This is a genomic window from Bradyrhizobium sp. BWA-3-5 (assembly GCF_032917985.1).
In the GTDB taxonomy this organism is placed as follows: domain Bacteria; phylum Pseudomonadota; class Alphaproteobacteria; order Rhizobiales; family Xanthobacteraceae; genus Bradyrhizobium.
Window position 1 is genome coordinate 6,908,737 of record NZ_CP136626.1, and the last position, 22,380, is coordinate 6,931,116.

General features: G+C 63.5%; 23 protein-coding genes and 1 tRNA gene. 9 read left to right on the forward strand and 15 right to left on the reverse strand.

Features of this window, described 5'->3' with window-relative positions; translation table 11 throughout:
• Positions 1-12: 12 nt before the first annotated feature.
• On the reverse strand, positions 13-2,727 hold the full coding sequence (locus RX331_RS33185) for a hybrid sensor histidine kinase/response regulator (protein WP_317253794.1): 2,715 nt from the start codon (positions 2,725-2,727) through the stop codon (positions 13-15).
• A gap of 194 nt (positions 2,728-2,921) precedes the next feature.
• Positions 2,922-3,569, reverse strand: a complete 648-nt coding sequence (chpT, locus tag RX331_RS33190; protein ID WP_317253795.1) for a histidine phosphotransferase ChpT — start codon at positions 3,567-3,569, stop codon at positions 2,922-2,924.
• Between the two features lie 168 nt (positions 3,570-3,737).
• On the opposite strand from chpT, the gene RX331_RS33195 reads away from it, so the two are divergent.
• A complete protein-coding gene (locus RX331_RS33195; RefSeq protein WP_317253796.1) occupies positions 3,738-4,547 on the forward strand; it encodes a 3'(2'),5'-bisphosphate nucleotidase CysQ in 810 nt (269 codons plus the stop codon).
• 13 nt (positions 4,548-4,560) lie between these two features.
• Here RX331_RS33195 and RX331_RS33200 read toward each other — a convergent pair whose 3' ends face one another.
• On the reverse strand, positions 4,561-5,037 hold the full coding sequence (locus RX331_RS33200; RefSeq protein WP_410708339.1) for a YHS domain-containing (seleno)protein: 477 nt from the start codon (positions 5,035-5,037) through the stop codon (positions 4,561-4,563).
• A 142-nt stretch (positions 5,038-5,179) separates the two neighbouring features.
• On the opposite strand from RX331_RS33200, the gene RX331_RS33205 reads away from it, so the two are divergent.
• The 3 genes from RX331_RS33205 to RX331_RS33215 all read left to right on the forward strand — a co-directional run bounded on the left by RX331_RS33205 (position 5,180) and on the right by RX331_RS33215 (position 7,465).
• Positions 5,180-5,863 carry a DUF1134 domain-containing protein gene (locus tag RX331_RS33205; protein WP_317253797.1) on the forward strand — a complete coding sequence of 228 codons (684 nt, stop codon included), beginning with the start codon at positions 5,180-5,182 and terminating at the stop codon, positions 5,861-5,863.
• Positions 5,864-5,994: 131 nt separating this feature from the next.
• Positions 5,995-7,278 carry a hypothetical protein gene (locus tag RX331_RS33210; RefSeq protein ID WP_317253798.1) on the forward strand — a complete coding sequence of 428 codons (1,284 nt, stop codon included), beginning with the start codon at positions 5,995-5,997 and terminating at the stop codon, positions 7,276-7,278.
• Between the two features lie 112 nt (positions 7,279-7,390).
• Positions 7,391-7,465, forward strand: a tRNA-Val gene (locus RX331_RS33215).
• Between the two features lie 758 nt (positions 7,466-8,223).
• Here RX331_RS33215 and RX331_RS33220 read toward each other — a convergent pair.
• The 3 genes from RX331_RS33220 to RX331_RS33230 form a co-directional block, all read right to left on the reverse strand.
• Positions 8,224-8,487 (reverse strand): hypothetical protein, encoded by a 264-nt coding sequence (locus RX331_RS33220; RefSeq protein WP_317253799.1) that lies wholly within the window; start codon positions 8,485-8,487, stop codon positions 8,224-8,226.
• A gap of 229 nt (positions 8,488-8,716) precedes the next feature.
• Complete coding sequence (locus RX331_RS33225; RefSeq protein ID WP_317253800.1) at positions 8,717-9,328, reverse strand: protocatechuate 3,4-dioxygenase; 612 nt, start codon at positions 9,326-9,328, stop codon at positions 8,717-8,719.
• Complete coding sequence (locus RX331_RS33230; protein ID WP_317253801.1) at positions 9,325-10,317, reverse strand: Bug family tripartite tricarboxylate transporter substrate binding protein; 993 nt, start codon at positions 10,315-10,317, stop codon at positions 9,325-9,327. The genes RX331_RS33225 and RX331_RS33230 overlap by 4 nt, the downstream gene beginning before the upstream one ends.
• 114 nt (positions 10,318-10,431) lie before the next feature.
• Here RX331_RS33230 and RX331_RS33235 point away from each other — a divergent pair, with 114 nt between their 5' ends.
• Positions 10,432-11,382 (forward strand): LysR family transcriptional regulator, encoded by a 951-nt coding sequence (locus RX331_RS33235; RefSeq protein ID WP_317253802.1) that lies wholly within the window; start codon positions 10,432-10,434, stop codon positions 11,380-11,382.
• A gap of 95 nt (positions 11,383-11,477) precedes the next feature.
• Here the strand turns inward: RX331_RS33235 and RX331_RS33240 are convergent, their stop codons facing one another.
• Together RX331_RS33240 and RX331_RS33245 are read right to left on the reverse strand one after the other, a co-directional pair.
• On the reverse strand, positions 11,478-12,053 hold the full coding sequence (locus RX331_RS33240; protein ID WP_317253803.1) for a VOC family protein: 576 nt from the start codon (positions 12,051-12,053) through the stop codon (positions 11,478-11,480).
• Entirely contained in the window at positions 12,035-12,331 is a 297-nt protein-coding gene (locus tag RX331_RS33245) for a hypothetical protein (RefSeq protein WP_317253804.1), read from the reverse strand. Before RX331_RS33245 ends, RX331_RS33240 begins: the two co-directional genes overlap by 19 nt.
• A 294-nt stretch (positions 12,332-12,625) precedes the next feature.
• Between RX331_RS33245 and RX331_RS33250 the strand changes: the two genes are divergently transcribed.
• Entirely contained in the window at positions 12,626-12,769 is a 144-nt protein-coding gene (locus RX331_RS33250) for an SGNH/GDSL hydrolase family protein (RefSeq protein WP_317253805.1), read from the forward strand.
• A 202-nt stretch (positions 12,770-12,971) separates the two neighbouring features.
• On the opposite strand, the gene RX331_RS33255 is transcribed toward RX331_RS33250, so the two are convergent.
• From RX331_RS33255 to RX331_RS33275, 5 genes are all read right to left on the reverse strand, one after another.
• The gene (locus RX331_RS33255) at positions 12,972-13,112 is read right to left on the reverse strand and encodes a hypothetical protein (protein WP_317258383.1); all 141 of its coding nucleotides are present in this window, start codon (positions 13,110-13,112) and stop codon (positions 12,972-12,974) included.
• 99 nt (positions 13,113-13,211) lie between these two features.
• Positions 13,212-13,391, reverse strand: coding sequence for a hypothetical protein (locus RX331_RS33260; protein WP_317253806.1), 180 nt, complete (start codon positions 13,389-13,391; stop codon positions 13,212-13,214).
• A 120-nt stretch (positions 13,392-13,511) separates the two neighbouring features.
• The gene (locus RX331_RS33265) at positions 13,512-14,834 is read right to left on the reverse strand and encodes a M20/M25/M40 family metallo-hydrolase (protein WP_317253807.1); all 1,323 of its coding nucleotides are present in this window, start codon (positions 14,832-14,834) and stop codon (positions 13,512-13,514) included.
• 23 nt (positions 14,835-14,857) lie between these two features.
• On the reverse strand, positions 14,858-15,373 hold the full coding sequence (locus RX331_RS33270) for a hypothetical protein (RefSeq protein ID WP_317253808.1): 516 nt from the start codon (positions 15,371-15,373) through the stop codon (positions 14,858-14,860).
• Between the two features lie 31 nt (positions 15,374-15,404).
• The gene (locus RX331_RS33275) at positions 15,405-16,946 is read right to left on the reverse strand and encodes an acetolactate synthase large subunit (protein ID WP_317253809.1); all 1,542 of its coding nucleotides are present in this window, start codon (positions 16,944-16,946) and stop codon (positions 15,405-15,407) included.
• A 229-nt stretch (positions 16,947-17,175) separates the two neighbouring features.
• Between RX331_RS33275 and RX331_RS33280 the strand changes: the two genes are divergently transcribed.
• The 3 genes from RX331_RS33280 to RX331_RS33290 all read left to right on the forward strand — a co-directional run bounded on the left by RX331_RS33280 (position 17,176) and on the right by RX331_RS33290 (position 19,953).
• Positions 17,176-17,772, forward strand: a complete 597-nt coding sequence (locus RX331_RS33280) for a L,D-transpeptidase (protein WP_317253810.1) — start codon at positions 17,176-17,178, stop codon at positions 17,770-17,772.
• 173 nt (positions 17,773-17,945) lie between these two features.
• Positions 17,946-18,698, forward strand: a complete 753-nt coding sequence (locus tag RX331_RS33285) for a DUF2927 domain-containing protein (protein ID WP_317253811.1) — start codon at positions 17,946-17,948, stop codon at positions 18,696-18,698.
• 256 nt (positions 18,699-18,954) lie between these two features.
• The gene (locus tag RX331_RS33290) at positions 18,955-19,953 is read left to right on the forward strand and encodes a LysR family transcriptional regulator (RefSeq protein ID WP_317253812.1); all 999 of its coding nucleotides are present in this window, start codon (positions 18,955-18,957) and stop codon (positions 19,951-19,953) included.
• Positions 19,954-19,972: 19 nt separating this feature from the next.
• On the opposite strand, the gene RX331_RS33295 is transcribed toward RX331_RS33290, so the two are convergent.
• Complete coding sequence (locus tag RX331_RS33295) at positions 19,973-21,106, reverse strand: M48 family metallopeptidase (RefSeq protein WP_317258298.1); 1,134 nt, start codon at positions 21,104-21,106, stop codon at positions 19,973-19,975.
• A gap of 17 nt (positions 21,107-21,123) precedes the next feature.
• Entirely contained in the window at positions 21,124-22,269 is a 1,146-nt protein-coding gene (locus RX331_RS33300; protein ID WP_317258299.1) for a DUF898 family protein, read from the reverse strand.
• Between the last annotated feature and the right edge of the window lie 111 nt (positions 22,270-22,380).

The following is a 22,380-nucleotide window of genomic DNA, read 5'->3' on the forward strand; positions in this document are numbered from 1 at the left end:
GATCGTTAATCCTTAGGCCGCTTTCCGCGTCTCGGCGGTCTGTTCCTTCAGCGCCGCGATCAGGCCGGGACGGTCGAACTTGGCGACATAGTCGTGGAAGCCGGCCTGCCGGCCGCGCTCGATCGCCGCCGGCGACACCAGCGAGGACAAGGCGATGATCGGCATCTGGCTCAGATTGTTGTCGGCGCGGATCGTCTCGGCGAACTCGAAGCCGTTCATGTCGGGCATCTCGATGTCGGTCAGCACGACGTCGAAGCTCTGGTTCGAACGCAGCGCGGCGAGGCCCTCCTGCGCGTTGACGGCAACCCGCACCTTGTAGCCGGCGGCCTTGAGCACCGGGGCCAGCATGTTGCGGAAGAAGGCTGAGTCGTCGACCAGCAGCACCGACTGCGCGGTCGAGGACGCCCGCATCTCCTTGCGCGAGAACCAGTCGGCAAACGCCATCGGCAGGAAGTGGCCGACATCGATCACTTCGGTGGCCTGGCCCTTGATCACGGCCGAGCCCAGAATGCCGTCGGCCTGGCCGGCGACCTCGATGTGCAGCCGCTCCTCGACGATGTCGATGATCTCGTCGACCACGAGCCCCATCGAGCGGCCGTCGTCGGCGAACACCAGGATCGGCTGCGAGCCCTGGGTCTGGACGCTGACGCCGTTCATCTGCACCAGCGGCATCAGCTGGTCGCGGTACTGCACCATGTAGCGGCCGTTACTGAGCTCGATCTTGTCGGTGGCGATCTCTTCCAGCCGCGTGACGAGGCCGAGCGGCACCGCCTTGGGCTGGTTCGAGCCGGCGCGGAACACCAGCAGCGAGGTGAGTTGCTCGCCGCCGACCGCGTGTGCGGCGGAGGCCTCGTCGGCCATCTCATGGGCCGAGGAGCCGGAGGCGCCGAGCGCTTTGGCAATGCCGTTGGGATCGATGATCATGATGACCGCGCCATCGCCCAGAATGGTGTTGCCGGAGAACATGTCGATGTGCCGCAGCTTGGTCGACATCGGCTTGACGACGATTTCCTCGGTGTGGAACACGCCGTCGACCACGATGCCGAAGGTCTGGCTGCCCACTTGGGTGACCACGATGAAGCCGTTCTCGGGATCGCTCGAGGAGCCGTCGTCGATCTTCAGGAGCTTCTTCAGGTGCATCAGCGGCAAGAGCTTGTTGCGCAGCCGCAAGACCGCGGTGTCCTTGATGCGCTCGATGCGGTGCTCGGAGTTGGCCCGTGCCCGGACCAGCTCGACAACAGACAATTGCGGGATCGCAAAACGGTCGCCGCCGGCCTCGACGATCAGGGCCGAGACGATCGCCAGCGTCAGCGGGATCTTGATGGTGACACTGGAGCCCTCGCCGGCCACGCTCTTGATGTCGATGGTGCCGCCGATCTGGTCGATATTGGTGCGCACCACGTCCATGCCGACGCCGCGGCCGGACACCGAGGTGACGGTCGCCGCGGTCGAGAAGCCCGGCGCGAAGATGAACTTGTGGATCTGGGCCTCGGTCATCTTCTCCAGCTCGGCCTCGCTGACGAGACCGTTCTGCAGCGCTTTCGCCTTGATCCGCTCGGTGTTCAAACCGCGGCCATTGTCGGCGATGCAGATGATGATGTGGCCGCCCTCATGATAGGCGGACAGCCGGATGGTGCCCTGCTCGCCCTTGCCGGCGGCCAGCCGCTCGGCCGGGGTCTCCAGGCCGTGGTCGGCGGAGTTGCGCACCATGTGGGTGAGCGGATCCTTGATCAGGTCGAGCACCTGGCGGTCGAGCTCGGTGTCGGCGCCGTGCATCTCCAATTCGATCTGCTTGCCGAGTTCGCCGGAGAGGTCGCGGACGATGCGCGGCAGCTTCTGCCAGGCATTGCCGATCGGCTGCATGCGCGTCTTCATGACGCCTTCCTGCAGCTCGGCGGTGACGTTGGAGAGCCGCTGCAGCGGCACCTTGAACTCGGTGTCCTCGTTGCGGCGGGAGATTTCCAAAAGCTGGTTGCGGGTCAAGACCAGCTCGGAGACCATGGTCATCAGGTGTTCGAGCGTGTCGACATTGACGCGGATCGACTGGTTGGCGATCTTGTCGGCGACCTCGCCGTCGGCGTCCGCGGCAGGCGCGCGCCTGGCGGGCTTGGCTTTTTCCTTCGCAATTTCCTTGGCGGCTTCCGGCGCAGGGGCGGCCTTGACGACGGGCGCCGGCGCGACTTCGGTCTCGGTCTCGCGGAAGGCGCGTTCGAGGTCGTCAAGCGAGACTTCGCCCGGACGCAACGGGCGCTCCAGCACCTGCTCGACCAGCGTGCCCTTGGTCATCGTGGGCGCCGCGGGCGGCGCCTCGACCACCGGGGCCGGTGGCGGCGGCTCGGCGGCGGCGTGGTGGCCGCCCTCGGCCATCGCATGCAGCTGCTCGATCAGATCTTCGTCGGTGCCCTCGGGCTCGATCTCGGTGGCTTCCAGCCCGGCGAGAATTTCCTTGATGCGGTCGATCGAGGACAGGATCAGCGTCACGGCCTCGGCCTTGACCGGCATGCCGTCGCGGAATTTGCCCATCAAGGTCTCGCCGGCATGGGCCAGCGCTTCGAGCCGCGGCAACCCGAGGAAGCCGCAGGTACCCTTGATGGTGTGGACCAGGCGGAAGATGTTATCCAGAATCTTCGCGTCGCTCGGATCCTGCTCGAAGCGAACCAACTGATTGTCGACCGTGTCCAGGCTCTCGCTGGTCTCGGTCAAAAACTCCCGCAACAGATCATCCATGAAACTGGCCTTCGTACGCACCGGCACGCGACATCGACGCGCCTTACGGAACGAGGCCCAGCTTCCATGCAAAGCGTTTAATATTGGTTGAGCAAATGGAAAAGAACGGGATCAACAAAGAGATAAGCGGCAGAAATACACTCTGCCGCTTTTTCTCAACCGTTGGTTAACCATATTTGCGCGCCGAAGCGCCTTTAGGAAGCGGTGATGACCACCTTTTCCCCGTCGGGCGCCAGGGTCACGTTCAGCCCGCAGGCCTGCGCCAGGAGCCGCGTATAGTGAGGCTGCACCGCGTGCGCATCGACTGATGCCGTCGAGCTTGTGCTCAGGAGATCGACGATGTTCTGCGGCACGCGGGCGTTCAGGCCGGATGAGGTCACGCGAAAGCTCATCCCCTCGCCCTCGCCGATCGGATCGATCGTCAGCGTGCCGCCGCGCGGGATCGTCTGCTGCGCGATGATCAGCATGTTGAGCAGCAGCTTCACGCGGTTCTTCGGTAGCAGCAGGCGCGGCAAGTTCCAGGTGATGGTGACCTTGCCGTCCTCGATGTGACCGCGTGCCATGGTCTGGGCGTCGCCGAGATCGATCTGCGCACCCGACGATCCCGCAGCGCCAAATGCCAGGCGGCAGAACTGCAACCGCGCGGAAGCGGTCTTGGCGCTCTTGCGGATCAGGTCGAGCGCGAAATCGCGATCTTCGGGCTTGGGATTGTCGTCCAGCACCTCAAGCCCATTGACGATGGCGCCAACCGGGCTGATGAGATCGTGACAGACGCGCGAGCAGAGCAGCGCCGCAAGTTCGAGGGCATCGGGAGCCGGACCGGGAGTCGAAGTGCCAGACATCATGGGTTCCTGGAAAGCCGCCGAAAGCCGATTGCTGGCGGACCGTTACGAATCACGCGTGCTTATCGCTTTGATACACTGCGCCACCCCCTGCTGCCAGCATCGGGCGGCAATGGTAAGGCAGGGACGAACAGCAAACAGGCCCCGCCCATGAATGAGGCACGTTCCATGCTCGATCGCGACGCCGCCGCGGCCCTGATCGAACCGCTGACCGAGATCGTGACCCGGGCCGGCGAGGCCATCCTCGCCGTCAACCGTTCCGCCATGCGGGTCGACGGCAAGATCGACGGATCGCCGGTAACCGAGGCGGACCTCGCCGCCGACCGCATCATCGCCGAAGGCCTCGCGCAGCTTGCACCGGCGATCCCCTCGCTGTCGGAAGAGCGTGTCGAGAAGGATGCGCCACCCCATAGGGAAAGCTTCTTCCTGGTCGACCCGCTCGACGGCACCAAGGAGTTCGTCGCCGGCCGCAAGGAATTCACCGTCAACGTCGCGCTGGTGAGCGGTGGAACCCCGCTGCTCGGCATCGTCAGCGCGCCGGCGCTGGGGCTGATCTGGCGCGGCATCGTCGGCCGGGGTGCGGAACGGCTGACGCTGGGGCAAGGCAAGCCGCTGATCGAGCCGGTGCGGACCCGCCCCTGTCCACCGCGCGGCGAGCCCTGGACGGTCGCGGTCAGCCGTTTGCATGGCGATGCCAGGACCGAAGCCTTCATCGCCAAGCGGCCGGGCGCGATCAGGTGCGAGCTCGGCTCGGCGGTGAAATTCGGCCGGGTCGCCGAAGGCGCCGTCGATATCTACCCGCGCCTGTCGCCGACCTCGGAATGGGATGTTGCCGCGGGCCTCGCGGTCGTCACGGCGGCCGGCGGCCGGATCACGGATTCACGCGGCGCGCCGCTGGTCTTCGGCACCGGGCTGAACGGCTGCATCGTGCCGGAATTCATCGCCTGGGGCGATCCGGCGGCGGCGCCTCAAGCGTGAGACAGCCCGCTCGCTACTGCGCCAGCTCGCGCTCAACCGCCGGCCAGCGCGACGCCGCTTCCTTCAGGAAACGCTCCGGCTCGGCGGCGAACGCATCGCGGTTTTCCTCGCGACCGAACAAATAGAGCCGCTGCCCCGCGACCAGCCAAAAATGCGGGTTGCCCGGATAGCTGACGCCGCGCCCGAGATCGACTGGGTCGTAGCCCCCGAACTGAGGCCCGTAAATCTCCGGATGCGCGATGAAGGAAGCGCGGTTACCTTCGTTGCGGAAACGCCAGACGGCGCCGCCTTCGCGGGCTTCGAAGTCAGGCAGTCCCTGGATCGCCATTGAGTCGGTGAAATAGGCAACGGGATCGAAGCCGGCGATGGCGAGACCGGAATAACGGTTCACCACAATCCGTTCGGTGGTCGCAGCAGAGGCGGCGAAATCAAGGCCGAGCAAACCAAAAAAGCTTGCCAGTAAGGCAAAAACGGCCATTTGGGGGCGCAACTGGTATCTTTCCTGCCGTTGTGCCGTCATAGTTGGTGCCGATAACATTGCGAGTCGAGGGGACACTGGGCGCAACCTAGAGCCATGCTTGTTGGCGTCAGGTTAAGGCGGCGGCCAGAATTTCGATGCCAGGGGTTCTTTCATGACGTTTGCTTCACGCCTTGCCGCGGTGATGTCAGCCGCGCTGATGTGCTGGACCGTTCCGGCCTTCGCACAACAGCCGCCGCCCCCGGCCTATCCGGCGCAGCAGCCACCGCCCGCTTATCCGGCACAGCCGCCGGCTGCGTATCCCGCGCAGCAGCCGCCGGCGGTTTACCCGCCGCCGCAGCGCCAGGCGGGACCCGAGACGTTCGGGCCCGATGAGCTGGTATCGGCCGGGCACAAATTCTTCGGCAATGTTTCGCGCGGGCTCGCTTCCGTCATCGAGCGGGCGGTCAGCCAATGGGGCCTGCCCAACGGCTATGTGCTCGGCGAAGAAGGCTCGGGCGCTTTTGTGGCCGGCCTGCGGTATGGCGAAGGCACGCTCTACACCAAGAACGCCGGTGATTTGCGGGTCTACTGGCAGGGCCCCTCGGTCGGCTTCGACTGGGGCGGCGACGGCGCGCGCACCATGACGCTGGTCTACAACCTGCCCGCCACCAACGCGATCTATCAGCGCTTCGTCGGCATCGACGGCTCCGCCTATATCGTCGGCGGCTTCGGCATGACGGCGCTGACCGCCAACAACATCGTGCTGGTGCCGATCCGCTCCGGCATCGGCCTGCGGCTCGGCGCCAATGTCGGCTATCTCAAATATACGCCGCGGGCGACCTGGAACCCATTCTGAGCCGTCCTCGCGCATCGACGCGCATCATCTCCCCAGGTGGATTCAGGTTAATGCGGCATTGGGCTGGCGTTGCTCGGGCCGGGCGTGGCATTGTGATTAACGAATCCTAACCTCGTGTGGAGTGACCATCCATGATCGAACCGATCATGTATCTGGCGATCGGTTTTCTGCTCTCCATGCTGTGCGGCCTGATGATCGTGCCGCTGGTGCACAACCGCGCGGTGCGGCTGACGACGCGGCGGCTCGAGGCAGCAACCCCGCTGTCGATGGCCGAGATCCAGGCCGACAAGGACCAGTTGCGCGCGGAATTCGCGATGTCGGCACGGCGGCTCGAAATGAGCGTCGAGCAGCTTAAGAACAAGACCACCAGCCAGCTCGCCGAACTCGGCAAGAAGAGCGACGCCATCAACCGCATGAAGATCGAGCTCGGCGAAAAGAACGCCACGATCTTTGCGCTGGAGGCGCGCGAGAAGGCGATGAAGGAGCAGCTGCGCGCCACCGAGGAGGAATTTGCGGCCAAGACCGAGCTTCTGCGCAACGCCGAACAGGCGCTGAGCGACAAGCAGGGCGAACTCGCCAGGATCAATCAGGAACTGAGCGACCGTTCGATAATGGCGGACAGCCGTCAGGTCGAGCTGGTCGCGGTGCGCACGCAGATCGAGGAATTGAAGGGCCGCGTCGGCGAGGCCGAGAAGGAATTCTCGACGACGCAGGCCCGCCTCACCCAGGAGCGTGCCGATTCCGAGCATGCGACGCGCGAGCTTTCGGAAGCGCGCAGCCGCGTCGAAAACCTGAGCCAGCGCGTCACCGATCTCGACCGGCAATTGATCGTGCAGGTCAAGGAAGCCGAGATGCTCGGCAACCGCGTTGACGACCTCGAGGCGCGGCTGGCGACGCAGGGCAAGCTATTGGCGGAGCGCGATTACGAAAACAACCAGCTCCGGCAGGCCAACGAAAACGCCGAGCGCGCCGCACGCGAACTGCGCGAGGAGATCGCGGCGATGAACGGCGGCAGGTCGCCGGTCGTGGAAAAACTGCGCGCCGAGAAGGCGGCCGTCGAGGAGCAGCTTCGCATCGCCCGCGACGAGCGCGCTAAACTCCAGCGCGACATCAACGCGATCCAGCAACAGGCAGAAAGCTCCTGGCAGACCGAGCGGATGGAGAATGCGCTTCTGCGCGAGCGGATCAACGACATCGCGGCTGAAGTGGCAAAACTCGCCATGCAGCTCGAGGGACCGAATTCGGCGATCGAGGCGATGCTGGCGGCGGAACCGGCGGTGCCGAAAGTGCCGGCCAAGCCCGCCAACGACGTCACTGGTGCGCCCGCCGGCCTGCCGGAAGGCGGCGGCACGCTCGCCGAACGCATCCGCGCGCTGCAGTCCCATGCCTCGCGGGCCCGCCCCCAGGGCGCCTGATTTGCTTCATTCGGGGCGAAACGCGACGTTTCGGCCCGACTGATCGCTTGACACTAGGGGCCCGTCCTTCGTAAATCGCGGGCTCTGACGGCCCTGATTTTTCGCCGTTCCCGGACGCATAGCTCAGCGGGAGAGCGTTCCCTTCACACGGGAGAGGTCCAAGGTTCGATCCCTTGTGCGTCCACCATCCTGCCTCCTGAAGCATACCGGTTGCGGACAATCTTCGACGCCAGGCGCCCGCCGGCGGCTTTCGCGACCGTCGCACCAAAATATCGAAAACAACCCCATGCACAGTAGCCGATGCGGCCCCCATGAGGGTTACGGATTTTCCGAATCCATTTGACACGTCGGGCAAATCAGCGGCACGATGCCACCATCGGACCGCGGCTAATCTCATCGGAGGCTATTGCGCGCGACCTTTTGCCGTTGAGCAGAAAGCGCCTTAGAGGACATATCGGCTTAAGGCAAAAGCTCGGCAGGAGAGCCGTTCGCTTCACATGCGAAAGGTCCATGGTTCGATCCCATGTGCGCCCATAATTCGGTCGGTTTATCCAAAGTCGCTGAGAAGCACGCGGTTTCCTGAACGGCCCCTCAATCAGAAATTCAAAACCGACCGACATACGCGGCCACCTATGTCGCCTCACTTCAAATAGCTGCCAAGGATTGCCCCCAATCTTCGCAAAATAATTAGAAGTTGCGCCAAGAACATGCTGTCGGATGCTCGCTCAGTAGTGGCCAAATGGATCAAGAACGTGTGCTCTGTCGCGAATGACCCAAGGCAGAAGGCGTAAAGTCGATCGATGTCACGTTTTGAATCATGGTGGAAGTCTCTGTCCGCTAATCGGTCCATCAGCGTCGACAGGGCGAAGGCGCGCTTAAGGCATTCGGCAAAGTATCTCGCTCTCGACATTTCAGACGGAGCGGAATGACCGCCGTAGACACGCGCTATTTGGGAGGTTCAACGACGGCTTTGGTCGATCCCTCGGGCGCTGCCTGCATGCCTGGCGGGCTTTCCCCCTGTGGGCTTTCGGCGGGCGCGCCGCCCGATTTCGTCTCGGACGGCCCCGCCGCATCCTGCGGCTGCAACCGGCCTCTATCTTCGGACGGCGAGCGCCCGGTCGTCGTGTTGACGTCTTTGTTTGGGTCGGTTTGCGCCGCGGCAAATCCGCACGATAAGGTCAGGCAAATTGCTATCATCACGAGCCGCATGGCAAACCTCCGCTTCGCTTATCAGCGTCAAACTTGCAGAGCCGGCTTCAGTTCCTTAGCTGCGACGTCAGGTACCTTACGCCCTCAGCACGTCCGCTCCTGGCCCTTAGCCGAACTGCCTATGAGCGGTCGAAAGGCAGCTCTCAAGGGCAAACCGGATCTGACGCAATGAGCGGCCGGACCACAGCTTGTGACCCTGAGCAGACCTGCAAGCCGCCGAGACTCCCCATCACCCGCTGGCAAGAACGATGTCGAAATTCGCGACCATCGCGTGCTTTTCGAGGTGCGATGGCGGCTCTTGCAAAGTGACAATTAGCCGTTCGGGATGAGGGGCCGCGTTAAGCCAGCGGTCGGTCAGGTTTTCGGCTTCGCCGGCGAAATAGAGCTGAGTTACCAGGCGGTCAAACCGACCCTCGATGGTGAGGTGAATGTGCGGCGGCCTGATTTCGCCTTCTGCCGTCGGATAGCAGCCAGGTTTTATCGTACGAAAATTGTATCGCCCGGACGCATCTGTCGTGAGGCGCGCGAAGCCTTTGAAATTTGGATCGAGCGGCGCCGGGTTGATATCGCTCGGGTGACGATATTTCCCTGCAGCGTTGGCCTGCCAGACATCGATGCGCGCATGCGACACCGGCTCTCCCGAAGGAGTGAGCACGCGGCCCCCGACATGGATGAGCTGGCCCTGCGCCTCGGCGGCGCTGCCCGTTGGACGCGCCAGATCGGTTGCCAGGTCGGGGCGCTCAGAGACTGGATAGAACGGGCCGACGATCTGCGGCGGCGTTATAGCAAATGTTCCGGTCATGCGCCGGCCCGTCGGCTCTTTGGATCCGGCCTTGCTCATTGGGGCAACTTGATATCCGCGTCCTTGACGATCTTGGCCCAGTGGCCAACATCGGTTCGGATTCCGTCACCAAATTCTGCGGCGGTGCCGCCGACGGGTACGGCTCCTATCTTGTCGAGCGAAGCACGGATTTTCGGCCCTGCAAGAACCTTGTTGATCGCCTTGTTGAGCTGCAATCTGATCTCCGTGGACGTTCCTCGCTTGGCGGCAAAGCCGATCCAGTCGGCTGTCACGAGATTGGGAAAGCCCGCCTCGACCACGGTGGGGACGTCCTGAAGCGCAGCGATCCGGGTTGGGGCCGTGACAGCGAGCGCGCGCAGCTTGCCAGTCGCGATGAGGTCAATGACTGGAAGCGTGGTGACAAACATGTATTGAACGTTGCCGCTGATCAGATCGGCAATCGCCTGAGGAAACTGCTGGTAGGGCACATGCGTGGCGCGCACGCCCGCCTGCAATGCGAACATCTCGCCGATCAGATGCGAGGGCGTTCCGAATCCGGCTGAGGAGAAGTTGAGCTTTCCCGGCTTGCTCTTGAGCAACGCCACCAGTTCGGCCAGGGAATTTACCGGCAAGGACGGCGTTGTGACAAGGACAGTATAGGACCTCGAGATCTTGATTACGGGATCGAAATCCACATCGGGGCGAACCTCCGCCCTTGGAAACAGCGACGGCGTGACCGTCATCGGCAGGCTCATTGTGAGCAGCGTATAACCGTCCGCCGGACGGCCGCTTACCTCGTTCATGGCGATCGTCTGCAAGGCACCCGGACGGTCTTCCACTACGAGCCGCCAGCCTTCATTGGCGGCTAGTTCGTCGGCGACCATGCGGCTGATGATGTCAGGTGGCGTGCCGGCACCGGTCGGCACGACAATTCGAATGAGATTGGACGGATAGGGTTGCGCGGCGACCTGTCCGGGCAGCAGTAATCCTGCAAGGCCTGCCAGCAGGAACGTGCGACGGGGCAGGCGGGAATGCGGTGTCTCCGACATGGGCTGCTCCAAGGCTTGGCAGTGAAATCAGGTGCAATTGCAGCTTGGCCGTCGGACCTATATAAGAAAAGTTCTAATTTGCGATCCTTCTATTCCATTTCAGAAAGGGTCGGCATGCTTGACGCATCCCAGATCAGCCGGCGGATCAAGCTGCGGCAGCTGAACGTCTTCATCGCTGTCGTGGAGCACGGGAGCATGGCCAAGGCGGCCGAGCACCTTGCCATTTCGCAGCCCGTCGTTTCCAAAATGATCGCGAGCCTGGAGCAGACGCTCGGTGTTCCTCTGCTGGAGCGCGGCCGGCTCGGCGTCGAGCCCACGCTGTACGGCAACGCCTTGCTCAAACGCAGCATCGCGCTGTGCAACGATCTGCGAAGCGGCGTCGATGAGTTGCAGTCGCTGGCCGATCCCGCGATGGGCGAACTGCGCATCGGAAGCACGGAGCCGGTGATGGCGGGCCTCCTTCCAGCCATTATTGACCGACTTTCGCGGCAATATCCACGGCTCGCGCTTCATATCATCGAGGGCGAACCGCCGGAGCTTCAGGACCGGCATCTGCGCAACCATGATATAGACCTAATGATCGGACGGCTGCCGAGCCCGACGCCGGCTGCCGACACCGAAGTGCAGGAGCTGTTGCACGAGAGCGGTGTAGTTGTTGCAGGCTTGAATCATCCGTGGGTGCGGCGGCGCAAGATCCGCCTCGCCGAACTGGTCAACGAGCGCTGGTGCCTGCCACCGCGCGAAAGCTTTCCGGGCGGTTGGATTGCCAACGCGTTTCACGCCTCCGGACTGGAGGTGCCGCGGGCCAGCGTGACAGTGTACTCGATCCTGATGCAGTCGGCTTTGCTTTCGTCGGAGCGCTTCCTGAGCTTCCTTCCGGCATCGATGCTGCATTTCAGCGCCAAGCGGCTCTCGATGAAAGTCTTGCCTGTCGAAATGCCCGCGCAGATGTGGCCGATCGGAATCATCACGCTGAAGGGCCGTACGCCAAATCCAGCGCGGCGGCTATTCATCGAGTGCGCGCGGGAGATAGCCAAGCCGCTCGCCGGCAAGCGAATGCCCTGACTGGTAAATCCAACCGATGAACATTGAATCTCGATGGTTTCCTCTGCTTTTGGCCCTCAGCCGAACTGCCTTCGAGCGGGTCGCAAAGGCCGCTCTTAGAGGAGAACCGGACCTGACGAGATGAGCGGCGGGATTGCTGCTTGTGGCCCGTTGCTGACCTGCGTGACGAGCGCGCAAATGTCCGGTGTGAGGTGGAGCGGACTAGCGCCTGATGGATTGGCGAGGTCGCCTGCTGAGCCAAAGCAGACCTTAGCCAGGCCGCTCCGCGGACCGTTCAAGAATTCGGCCCGCCTCCCTGATCTGGAAAACATTGCCCTCGGGATCGCAGCCATCGCAGACTTTAGCGCCTTCAAAATTCCATTCTCGTTCACAGCATTCATGGTGCCGCCCAACTCTGCTGCCCGACTTCGCGCGATCGCAATGTCCTCGGCCGCGAATACAAGCTTGATCGGCGTGTCTTCGCGGCGTTTAGGAGGCGTTGTGATTTGAATCGCGGCTGCGATACGTTTTGGAATCCGGACGATTACCAACTGCGATGGCTCACGGCCAAGGACTGCATATGCTCGTTCGATCTTCTGCACATCAAGACCAGCTACCGCAGTATAAAACTGCACCAGCCGATGCAGATCCTTCGCATACAGTACAGCCCCGGTCAGTCCTCGATGAGCCATGTCATCACCGTCAACAAAAACCGAATAAAGAACCGAAGCATATCATGCTTGCTCGGTCGATGCGGGGCCAAGTCGGAATTTGGCCATCGCGTCATTTCGCTGCGATCCCGAATTTGATCGCTATCGGGGCAAAGCGGACTCTCGCGAGCGTCAGCTTGGTCGATTTCGGGTTCACGGCTTAAATCAAAACCCGCCGCCCTGGTGGGGTCGGCGAGCTTCTCAATGGCCGTGTCGCTCTCAGGCTTCTTTTGCGGCTCACGATCGCGAACGGTCGCCACTCTCTGACTGTGCCCGGCGGGTACGAAAGCCGCCGTCAGAACGGATGCGGGTCTCCGAATCGAATCGCTGAAGGTCTCACGAGAAGGGACTTACTTGCTCATGGTAATGCTCCAAGTCAGTTGCGGGCTGCGTTCGTCTCAACTGCCTCAACGGCAGATGACTTCATCAACCAACCGCGCAGCCCTCGCCGAGGTAGCGCCAAGCAATGCTTTAACGGTAAGCTCCGTAAGCTCCAAAGATGATGGGATTTTTTCGATGGCTCGCTCAATCCGGGAGCGTTTGGTTTCACCAACGTGACCGATGCCTGCGGCGCGATCGTCGGCGCGAACTGCGCCACTTACGCCTATTGGGACGGCATTCATCCGACAGGGGCGGCGCATGAGAAAATCGCCGAGGCATTCCTTGCGGTGGCCGCGCTCCCCGAGCCTTCCACCTAGTTCATGATGGTGGCCGGCTTTGGCTTTGTCGGCTTGGTGGCGTACCGCCGCCGGCCACAGCCTGGCGCGCTTGCCGCGGTCTGATGGATGTCAGCCGACCGAAAACGCAAAGACCGCCTTCGGGCGGTCTTTTTGGTTGGCGTCATGGACAGGGGTGCTCGTGCCCGGCGGCATGCGGGTCGCGCAAGAGCACCAGATCAACTCAGATCCCCAGCAGCCAGATCGCGACGATCGTGCCCAGCGTCGCCAGCCCGCTGATGGTCCATCCGGTTGCGTAGGAGATTTGGTCGTCGTCGGTGCCGCGCATCGCGTCGGCGCCCGTGCTTGCTGACCGCCACTGCATGGCCTTGCTCCAGAAAGCCTGCCCGCAGCGATAACGCCGAACCGGGTTCCCGGTTCCGCCTTAGTTTCGCGCCGCCGGAACGACGGCGCACGATCCCGATCAGTTGAAGGTAAGCCGGCGCGGGTCGGACGGCGCGATCTCGTCCTCGTCGCCGACGATGATGGTGACCTTCCAGCCTTCGCTGGCCCAGACCCGCGCCTTGGCGACGGCCACCAGCATGCTGCTCCGGTCCATCCGGACGGTCTCGTCCTGACGCTCCGCCACGATCCTGTACGCCATCACAAAATCCCCTCACGCTCGGTGAACTTGAGGGGATTTTCAGTTACGGCTTTGGCCGCAATGGGCCGATAATCTGACCAATCAGGGGCGCGGCGCCGCCCTTGGGGACGAATTTAGGCGCTATTTGCTGGCTTTTCGCACCGAAAGCGCCGGTTTGGTGACGCCATCGAGGCCGGACAGCATCAAGACCGTCAGCAGCGCGTTTTGCGGGCCGTACCAGGCGTTGACCGGCTTGTACCATTCGTTGCGCGAGTGCCAGTTGCCCCCTTCGCCGCCGCCGCCGATGGTGACCGCGGGAATGCCGAGCGACATCGCGATGTTGGAATCGGTCGAGGAGCCGGCAAAGGTTGGGCGCGGGCCCTTGGTGACGGCCGCGACCGTGCGCTGGGTGGCCTGCACGATCGGCGAATCCATCGGCACGATTCCGGCCGGACGATCGCCGATCAGCTTTACATCGACCGTCATCTTGTCGGACTTCCAGCGGGCGTTTTCATCCGCCACGGCTTCCTTGACGAGTTCGAGCAGCCGCGCCTCGAGCTTGAGCAGCTCTTCCTCCGAGTTCGAGCGCATGTCGACCGCCATCCGCGCTTCGGCCGCGATGGCATTGACAGAGGTGCCGCCGGTCACGGTGCCGACGGTGAAGGTGGTCTTGGGGTCAGCAGGCGGCTGCAGCTCGGCGATCTTCGCGATCGCCCGGCCCATCGCATGGGTCGCGCTCGGCAGGCCGAATTCCGCAAACGAGTGTCCGCCGGGCCCCTTGAACACGAACTCGTAGCGATGGCTGCCGGTCGCCTGGTTGACGACGCGGGTGATACCGAGCCCGTCGATCGAGATGAAGCCGTCGATGTCGGCGTGGTCGCGGAACAGCGCCTTGACGCCGCGCAGATTGCCGAGCTCTTCCTCGCCGACCGTACCGACGAACATGATGTCGCCGAAGGTGCCGATCTGGTTCTCGTTGATCGCCTTGATCAGCGACAGCAGCGCCGCAAGCCCGCGTGAATCATCGCCGATGCCGGGCGCAACGATCGCGCCGTCCTTTTCCTTCACGGCCACATCAGTGCCTTCGGGAAAGACCGTGTCGAGATGCGCCGACACCACGAGCTTCGGCCGGCCGCCGCCGCTGCCCTTGCGCAGTGCGATCACATTGCCCTCGGCATCGATCGACGCGTCCTTGAGGCCGAGCTCCTGCATCCGCTTCTGGTAGAATTCGGCGCGGACCTTTTCCTTGAACGGCGGCGCCGGAATTTCCGTGATGCGCTTTTGTTCGGCAAACGTCCGTTCGTCATCGGCCTTGATGTCGTCGAGCGCCTTGACGATCTTGGGGGCGGCGAGAATGGCCTCGAGGTCAGGCGCACCAGCGCCTTGCGCCCGCACCTCCTGGATCAGCGCGTGCTGCGCAGCGGCGACGAAGACAATGGCCAGGATCGATCGGGTGAGCGTCATCAAAAAATACTCCGTTGGTAACTTTATCCTGCGCTTAAGCCGGCCTCTTTCAGCCGGCTTGCGAACCAGGCCGACAGCGCCTGGTCGAACACGCCGCTGGTATAGACTTCCGACGCCGTGACCTGCGTCTTGCCGAGCGTCAGCAGCAGGCCGATCCAGTAGGCGAACCACAGATGTGGATCGGTCAGCGCGCGCAGCTTGTGCTGGTCGTGCTCGATCGGCTGATGATTGGCCGATTTGCGTATCTCGACCGCGAGCAGATTGTTGGGAATGGCGCGCTGGTGCACCACGATGTCGGGATAGATCGATTTGGCGAGGTGATCGTCGGTCGACACGATCGAGCCGTGCGGCAGCCGCAGCGTGCGGTCACCGAGCCGGTCATATTCGCAATCGATTTCCCAACCCGCAAACGGCTTTTCGAAATGCACCGCCAGGCGGTGCGTCAGCGCGCGCTCGCCGACATCCCGCTCCAGCAGGAACGCTTCGCGCGCATAGAACTCGTGAAGGGCGGTGATGACCTTGTTCAGCTCGGTCTGCATGTCGCCTCCCACGAAGGCGGTATACGCCGCCTTACATCTGCACTTCGATCAGCCGCGGTCCGGGCTCGGCAATGGCCTCCGCCAGCGCCTTGTTGAAGTCGTCGGCGTTGGCGACCGCGCGGCCCGGCACGCCCATGCCCTTGGCCATCGCGACGAAGTCCAGCGTCGGCCGGTCGATCTTGAGCATGTCCTGCGCCCGCTGTCCGGGCTCGCCGGCGCCGACGCCATCGAACTCGCCGCGCAGGATCTGGTAGATCCGGTTGGCGAAGACGATCGTGACGACGTTGAGGCCCTCGCGCGCCTGCGTCCACAGCGATTGCAGCGTGTACATCGCGCTGCCGTCGCCAACCATGCAGATGACTTTACGATCGGGACACGCCACTGCGGCGCCGGTGGCCACCGGGGTCGAGAAGCCGATCGAGCCGCCCATGTTCTGCAGCCAGTCGTGCGGCGCGGCGGCCGCCGTCGGCGGGAAGAAGCCGCGGCCGGTGGTGACGGATTCGTCGACCACGATGGCGTTTTCCGGGATCGCCATCGCAATCGCCTGCGCGATCGAGGCATGCGTCAGCGCGCCGGTCGGTTTTGCGATCTCGACCAGCTTCTGCGCCTGCCGGTCCGACGGCTGCGCATGCAGCGCGCCGGCCAGCGCTTCCAGCGCCGCGACCGAATTCTCCGCGCCCGAGGTCATGCGGTGCACCTCGCAGCCCTGCGGCTTGAGCATGCTCGGCTTGTTCGGATAGGCGAAGAAGGCGACGGGATCGTTGGCCTCAACCAATACGATATTCTTGAAATCCTTCAGGATCGGCAGCGCCTGCTCGATCACGTAAGGGATGCGGTCGACCGAGAAGCGACCCTTGCCGCGCGCCATGCGCGGATTATAGGTCTGCGCCATCACCTTGCAGCCGGTCTTGCCGGCGATCCGGGCCGCCAGATCCAACCCATGCTCGGTCAGCGCGCTGCCGGTCATCAAGAGCAGCGTCGATGCGCCGCCGTTGCGCATGACCTTGGCGGCATGGTCGACCGCCTGCGCGGAATAGCTAGCGCGCTGGCTGTCGTGCGGCACCTGCGCGATGCCGTCGGCCTCGTTCCAGGCCGTGTCGGCGGGCAGGATCAGGGTGGCGATCTGCGCGCTCCTCGCCGCCGCAATGGCGGCGGCGCCGTCGGCGGCGACAGACCTGGCGTCCGGCGAGGTCCGCACCCAGGCCGACATCGGCCGCGCCAGCCCTTCGATGTCCGACGTCAGCGGCGCGTTGTAACCGATATGATACGTCGCATGCTGGCCGACGATGTTGACGATGCCGGAATTGGCTTTCTTGGCGTTGTGCAGATTGGCAAGGCCATTGGCGAGACCGGGGCCGAGATGCAGCAGCGTCGACGCCGGCGTGCCCTTCATGCGGTAATAGCCGTCGGCCGCGCCCGTCACCACACCCTCGAACAGGCCGAGCACGCAGCGCATTCCCTCGACCCGGTCCAGTGCGGCGACGAAATGCATCTCCGAGGTGCCGGGATTGGTGAAGCAGACGTCGACGCCGCCCGCGACCAATGTCCGCACCAGACTTTCCGCACCGTTCATAGCCTCATTCCCCTTCGCGCTTCGTTTTTCTTGAGCCGCTGAAGATCAAACATTGTTCTCGCGTTTCGTCAAAGGTTTAGCGGAACAAGGCAGCCATCGCGTAGGGCATGTTGCCTTTTTTAACCGCAGCGATTGAAAATGGCTGTGGTCACAGGCTCGTTGGTTGCACGACCGCCGCAATTATGGCCTGTGTCCTTGCATATTGAGATTTTTTCGCGAGGGAAAAAGAATGACCCGGGCTTTTGCTTTGCTACTTGCGGCGCTCACCATGCTGGCGGGAGCCGGCCAGGCACAGGCCCAAGGTTTCTTTCAATTCGAAGACTCGCGCGACATCATGGGCGGCGGCCCCGGCTTCTTCCGGCCAGGCATGCCCTCGGGATCGAGCCCGATCCCACGCACCACCGTGTACTTCGACAGCAATTATGCGCCCGGCACGATCCTTATCTCCACCGCCGAGCGGCGGCTCTATCTCGTGCTAGGCAACGGTCAGGCGCTCCGCTATGGCATCGGCGTCGGCCGGGATGGTTTTCGCTGGAGTGGAACCCACCGCATTTCGGCGAAGAAGGAATGGCCGAGCTGGACCCCGCCGGCCCAGATGCTGCGGCGGCGGCCGGACCTGCCGCGCCACATGCCCGGCGGCATCGAAAATCCGCTCGGCGCGCGGGCGCTGTATCTGGGATCGACGCTCTACCGCATCCACGGCTCCAACGAGCCCGAGACGATCGGACAGGCGGTATCCTCCGGTTGCTTCCGCATGACCAATGAGGACGTCACCGATCTCTATAGCCGCGTCCGAGTCGGCACCACGGTCATCGTCAGGAATTGAGGCAAGGAACCGGCGCGATCATGCACGCAATCGCGTGATCGCGCCCTTCCAGGCTTACATACCCCTTGCACGCCCCTTGCACGCGCGCGTCGATTGCTGCAGCGTCGTTTGAAATGCGCACGCTCCGCCGATTCTTGTCTGTACGGACGCTAGCGGCTGCCCTCGGCGCCGTCATGTTCGGCGAAATCACCGTGCCGCCGGCGGCCGCCGGCGAGATTGCGGCGATCGCGCAGCGTCAGCGCACCGAGAAAAAGAGCTTCACCGACAACGAGATCGTCGAGGGTTTTTTGAAGATCGCGTTCGGCGCCGAATATCACCTCGCCGGCCGCGTCGACCGCATCCGCAAATATGACGGGCCGGTGCGGGTGTTTGCCGACGGCAACCGCGCCGACCGCAAGGCGCAGATCGCGAAAATCGTCGCCGACATCGCCGCGCGCGTCCAGCACCTTGACATTGGCATGGCTGAAAGCCTCGAAGACGCCAATGTGCAGGTCAAGCTGGTGCGCGACCGCGACCTGCAGAAGACCATCACGACCTTCTACGGCAGCGAACGGGCGAAAGAGATTCGCTCCTCGCTCGATCCGCAATGCCTGTCGGGCTTCCGCAAGAACGAGAAGTTCGAAATCGAGCGCTCCGACGTGATCCTCACCGTCGACAATGGCGACTTCGTCTTCTTCGACTGCGCCTATGAGGAACTGCTGCAGTCGCTCGGGCCGATCAACGATACCTCGACCGTGCCCTGGACCATGTTCAACGACAACGTGTCGATGGGCTATTTCGACGTCTACGACCAGTATCTGCTCAACCTGCTCTACAATCCCCGGATCAAGCCCGGCATGACCGTTCAGGAGGCCAAGGCGGTGCTGCCGGACGTGCTTGCCGACGTCCGCGCCTGGGTGCGCAAAGTCAACAACCTGCCGCAGTGACGCGCCGCGCTTCCTTGCCATGACGGCCGGACCATGCCGCCGACGCCGCCTTCCAGCCAGTTGCAACCTTGGAGAGTTCCCAAGCCATGGGACCGGAACGGCTCCCCGGAGGCCTGTGGGAGACCCCCGGCCACCGGATCGCGGCACCATTCACCGTTTTTCGACAACAACGCAAAGTTTTGTTGTCGAAACATTGTGACTTCCAAGAGCAAATCCTGTCTAATGGGGCCATGGGCGCCTTCGATACTTCTGCCAAATGAACGACCTGCCGCGAATTCAGGCTTTGCGCTGCTTTATCACCGTCGCCCGCGAGGGCACGGTGTCGCGCGCGGCCACCTTGCTGCACCTGACTCAGCCTGCTGTCAGCCTGCAATTGAAGGGCCTGGAGGAAAATACCGGGCTGCAGCTGTTCAACCGCACCCCGGGCGGCTTCACCCTGACCGAAGCGGGCGCCGCCCTGCTGCCGCTGGCGCACCGCACGGTGGCGGCCTCGGCGGATTTCAGGACGGCCGCCGACTCTTTGCGCGAATCGCAGCGCAGCACGCTCCGGATCGGCACCATCCTGGATCCGGAATCGATCCGGCTCGGCCCGTTCGTGCGCAGCCTCGCCACCTCTTCGAAGAAGACCGAAGTCGTGCTGCGCTACGGCATGAGCGACGACGTGCTGGCGCAGATCGGCCGGGGCGAGCTCGATGTCGGCTTCTACATCGATGCCACGCCTCCCGAATCCCTGGCATCGGGCGCCTCGCCGGAACGCACCATCGAAGAGGGCAAGTTCCTGCTCGTTGCTTTGTCGCGCTTCAACTACCGCGTGATCGCGCCCGCCGAATGGAGCGGCATGGTCATGGGAAAGAGCTGGGCAGATCTCGTCGACCTGCCCTGGCTCGCGCCCCCGCTCGATTCGGCGCAGCGGCGGCTGCTCGACGATGTCTATCGTCCGATGGGAACGCTGCCCAAGCGCGGCGCCTTCGCCGAGCAGGAAGACGCCATGATCGGCCTCGTCGAATCCGGCGCCGGTCTCAGCCTCATCAGAGATAGCGTGCTCGACCGCATCACGCGCCAACGGAATTTCGTGGTTGCCGACGAGGTGGCTCTGACCTGCGACCTCAGCTTCGCCTGTCTGACGTCGCGGCGCCACGAGCCGGTCATCGCCCGCGCGTTTTCCGTCATGCAGTCGGTTTGGGACCTGCAGCCGAGCAACACCGCGCCCGCACCGATCGAAGCGGCGCGGTCGCGCAAGAGCGCGCGCAGGTAGCCGGGGACAGATATTGATCTCAGATCTTCTCGGACTTTGTGTCAAACTTGGCGCTGCAGATCGACTTCAGCGCCCTCCACTCCGCTGACGTCAGCAGAGGCGGCCCGCTGGCCGGCGGATCCTGCCGGCTCATCCGCGCCAGGCGGTCCTCGCTCAGGGGATGGGTGGAGATGATGGAAAGGCCCTTGCCTTCCTTTCCGGTCACCCGAAGCAACAGCTCGCCGGTCGGTTTCGCCGGCCGGCCGAGCCGGTGCATGATTTCGATGGCAAAGCTGTCGGCGTTGGTTTCGGCCTCGCGGGAGTGGGATGACGTCACCAGCGTGCGCGAGCCAAAGATCAGCGCGCTGGAGCCAGTGATGTCGCCGAACAATAGCCCGACCAGGAACGACGTGCCGCCATTGTGGATCAGCCCGCGCATGCTGTCGCGGTGCTTGAGATGGCCGAGCTCATGGGCCAGCACGCCCGCGATCTCGTCGGCGTTCTCGGCCTTCGCGAGCAGGCCGTTGAACAGATAGACCTTGCCGCCCGGCAGCGCGAAGGCGTTGGGAATCGAGCTCGACAGCACGCCCGACTGCACTGACGTATCAAGGCCCGCGGATTCGCGGATCGCGGTGACGAGCTTGACGAACGCCTTCTGCCCGGCCTCATCGTCGCAGACCTTGGCGTCGAACATGGTCTTGACCTGGGCGTCGGCGACCTCGCCGAGCCGCCGTTCGAAAGCTTCGGGCACCAGCGGTGTCAGGCGGTCGGCAATCAGCGGCAGTCCGAACAGCACGACCGCAACGATCGAAGCCGCGGCCGCCAGCGACCAGCCGACAATGGCGGCAACGCCGCGGCGGCCGATCATGTGATCATCGATATTGGTACAGCGCGAGGCGAGCTCAGCCGCCAGCGCCTGGTCGCGAATTTCGAGCCGCGCCAGCGCCGGCGCGGTCAGGCTGGAGAGGCGCAGCACGCCGGCGGGGCTATCGACGCGGCGGATGTCCTGATAATCCCATGCCGCGAGCGCCTGCCCGTCCTCGCCGATCTCGAGCCGCTCAGACAGATAAAGCGTGACCGCGCGTCGCCGGCTCGACACGCCGTCGAAATAGATCGCTGGTCCGCTTCCTTGCGATGTCTGCGTTGTCAGTTGCTCGGGCGTCGCGTTATCCATGGCCATCAAAGCTCCGATCAGAAGCCGCCGACATCAAGGCCGTCGGCAAACCCCTCGCCGAGCGCATTGGCCAAATCGCCGCGCGCGGCGACATTGGCCGCAGCCTCGAGCCCGCTCACATTGATCGAGCCGAGCACCCTCACCCAGAGATCGCGCAGCAGATAGACCCGGATTACGATGTTCATCGCCAGCGCGAACACGAGATAGCCGAGGCCGGCGAGCACCAGGAACGGAATGCTCTTCATGAACTCCTGCGATTTGAAGAACTCGGTGAATGACCCGTCGGTCATGCTGGCGACCAGCACCGCTGCCAAGCCCAGATAGACCGAGAAGACCAGGGCGAACACGACGATCCAGCCGATCACTTTCCAGTACAGCCCGATCAGATCGCCTTTTCGCAGCGTCGATTCCACGCGCACGCCGCCGAACCGGATGCCCGACAGCCACCAGCGCCATTCGATCGCCTTGTACGCGCCGTAAATGAAAGGCGCGATCGGCGTCACATAGAGTGCGATCGGCGTCAGCAGCCACAGCCACCAGCCCCGCTTGAAGAAATCCCAGCCGCGGCCCTCGAAACTGCCCTGCAGGTCGCCGTAATGGGAATGGCGCATCTTGTAGCGCTCGAGCGCCGCATTGCGCCAGGGCAGGATCAGCCCGAGCGTGAGGATCATCAACAGCCCCCATAGCGAGGCCTGCAGCGCATAGATCCATCCCGAGCCGGTCATCCAGAACCGCACGCCGCGCCACACCGTGCGCGTCAGGCGGTAGCGCCGCGCGCGGTAGATCGCGAACTGCCCAAACACATAGAAGAAGGCGATCAGCGGAATACTGGCAAAGGCCTGGATATGCTCGGCCTCAAGGCCGACTAGGAAATAGCCAATATAGACTGGCATCAGGATCGCCAGCGCGACCAGAAATCCGATCAACAACTCCTTGCCGCGGCCGGTATATTCGGCGGCATCGCCGCCGACCTGCGTGTTGGCCCAGAGATGCCTGCGGATATCGGTAAGCAGCCAGAAGCGATAGAAGCCAAGCGTGACGAATTCCAGCCCGGCGCCGCGCTTGACCAGGTCGAAGAATTCGCGTCGCTTGCCGGAGAATGCCACCGGCATCGGCGGCGGTACGGGCGACGGCATCGGCGGCACCTGCGGCGGCCAGGTCATCTGGTTCACGGATCAACTCCAGGGTGATTTGTCGCGGATCAAATCACGAAATTGTCGGCCGTTGTGTGACCCAGGTCCCACAATCGCTTGCTATGGGGCAAACTCACCAAT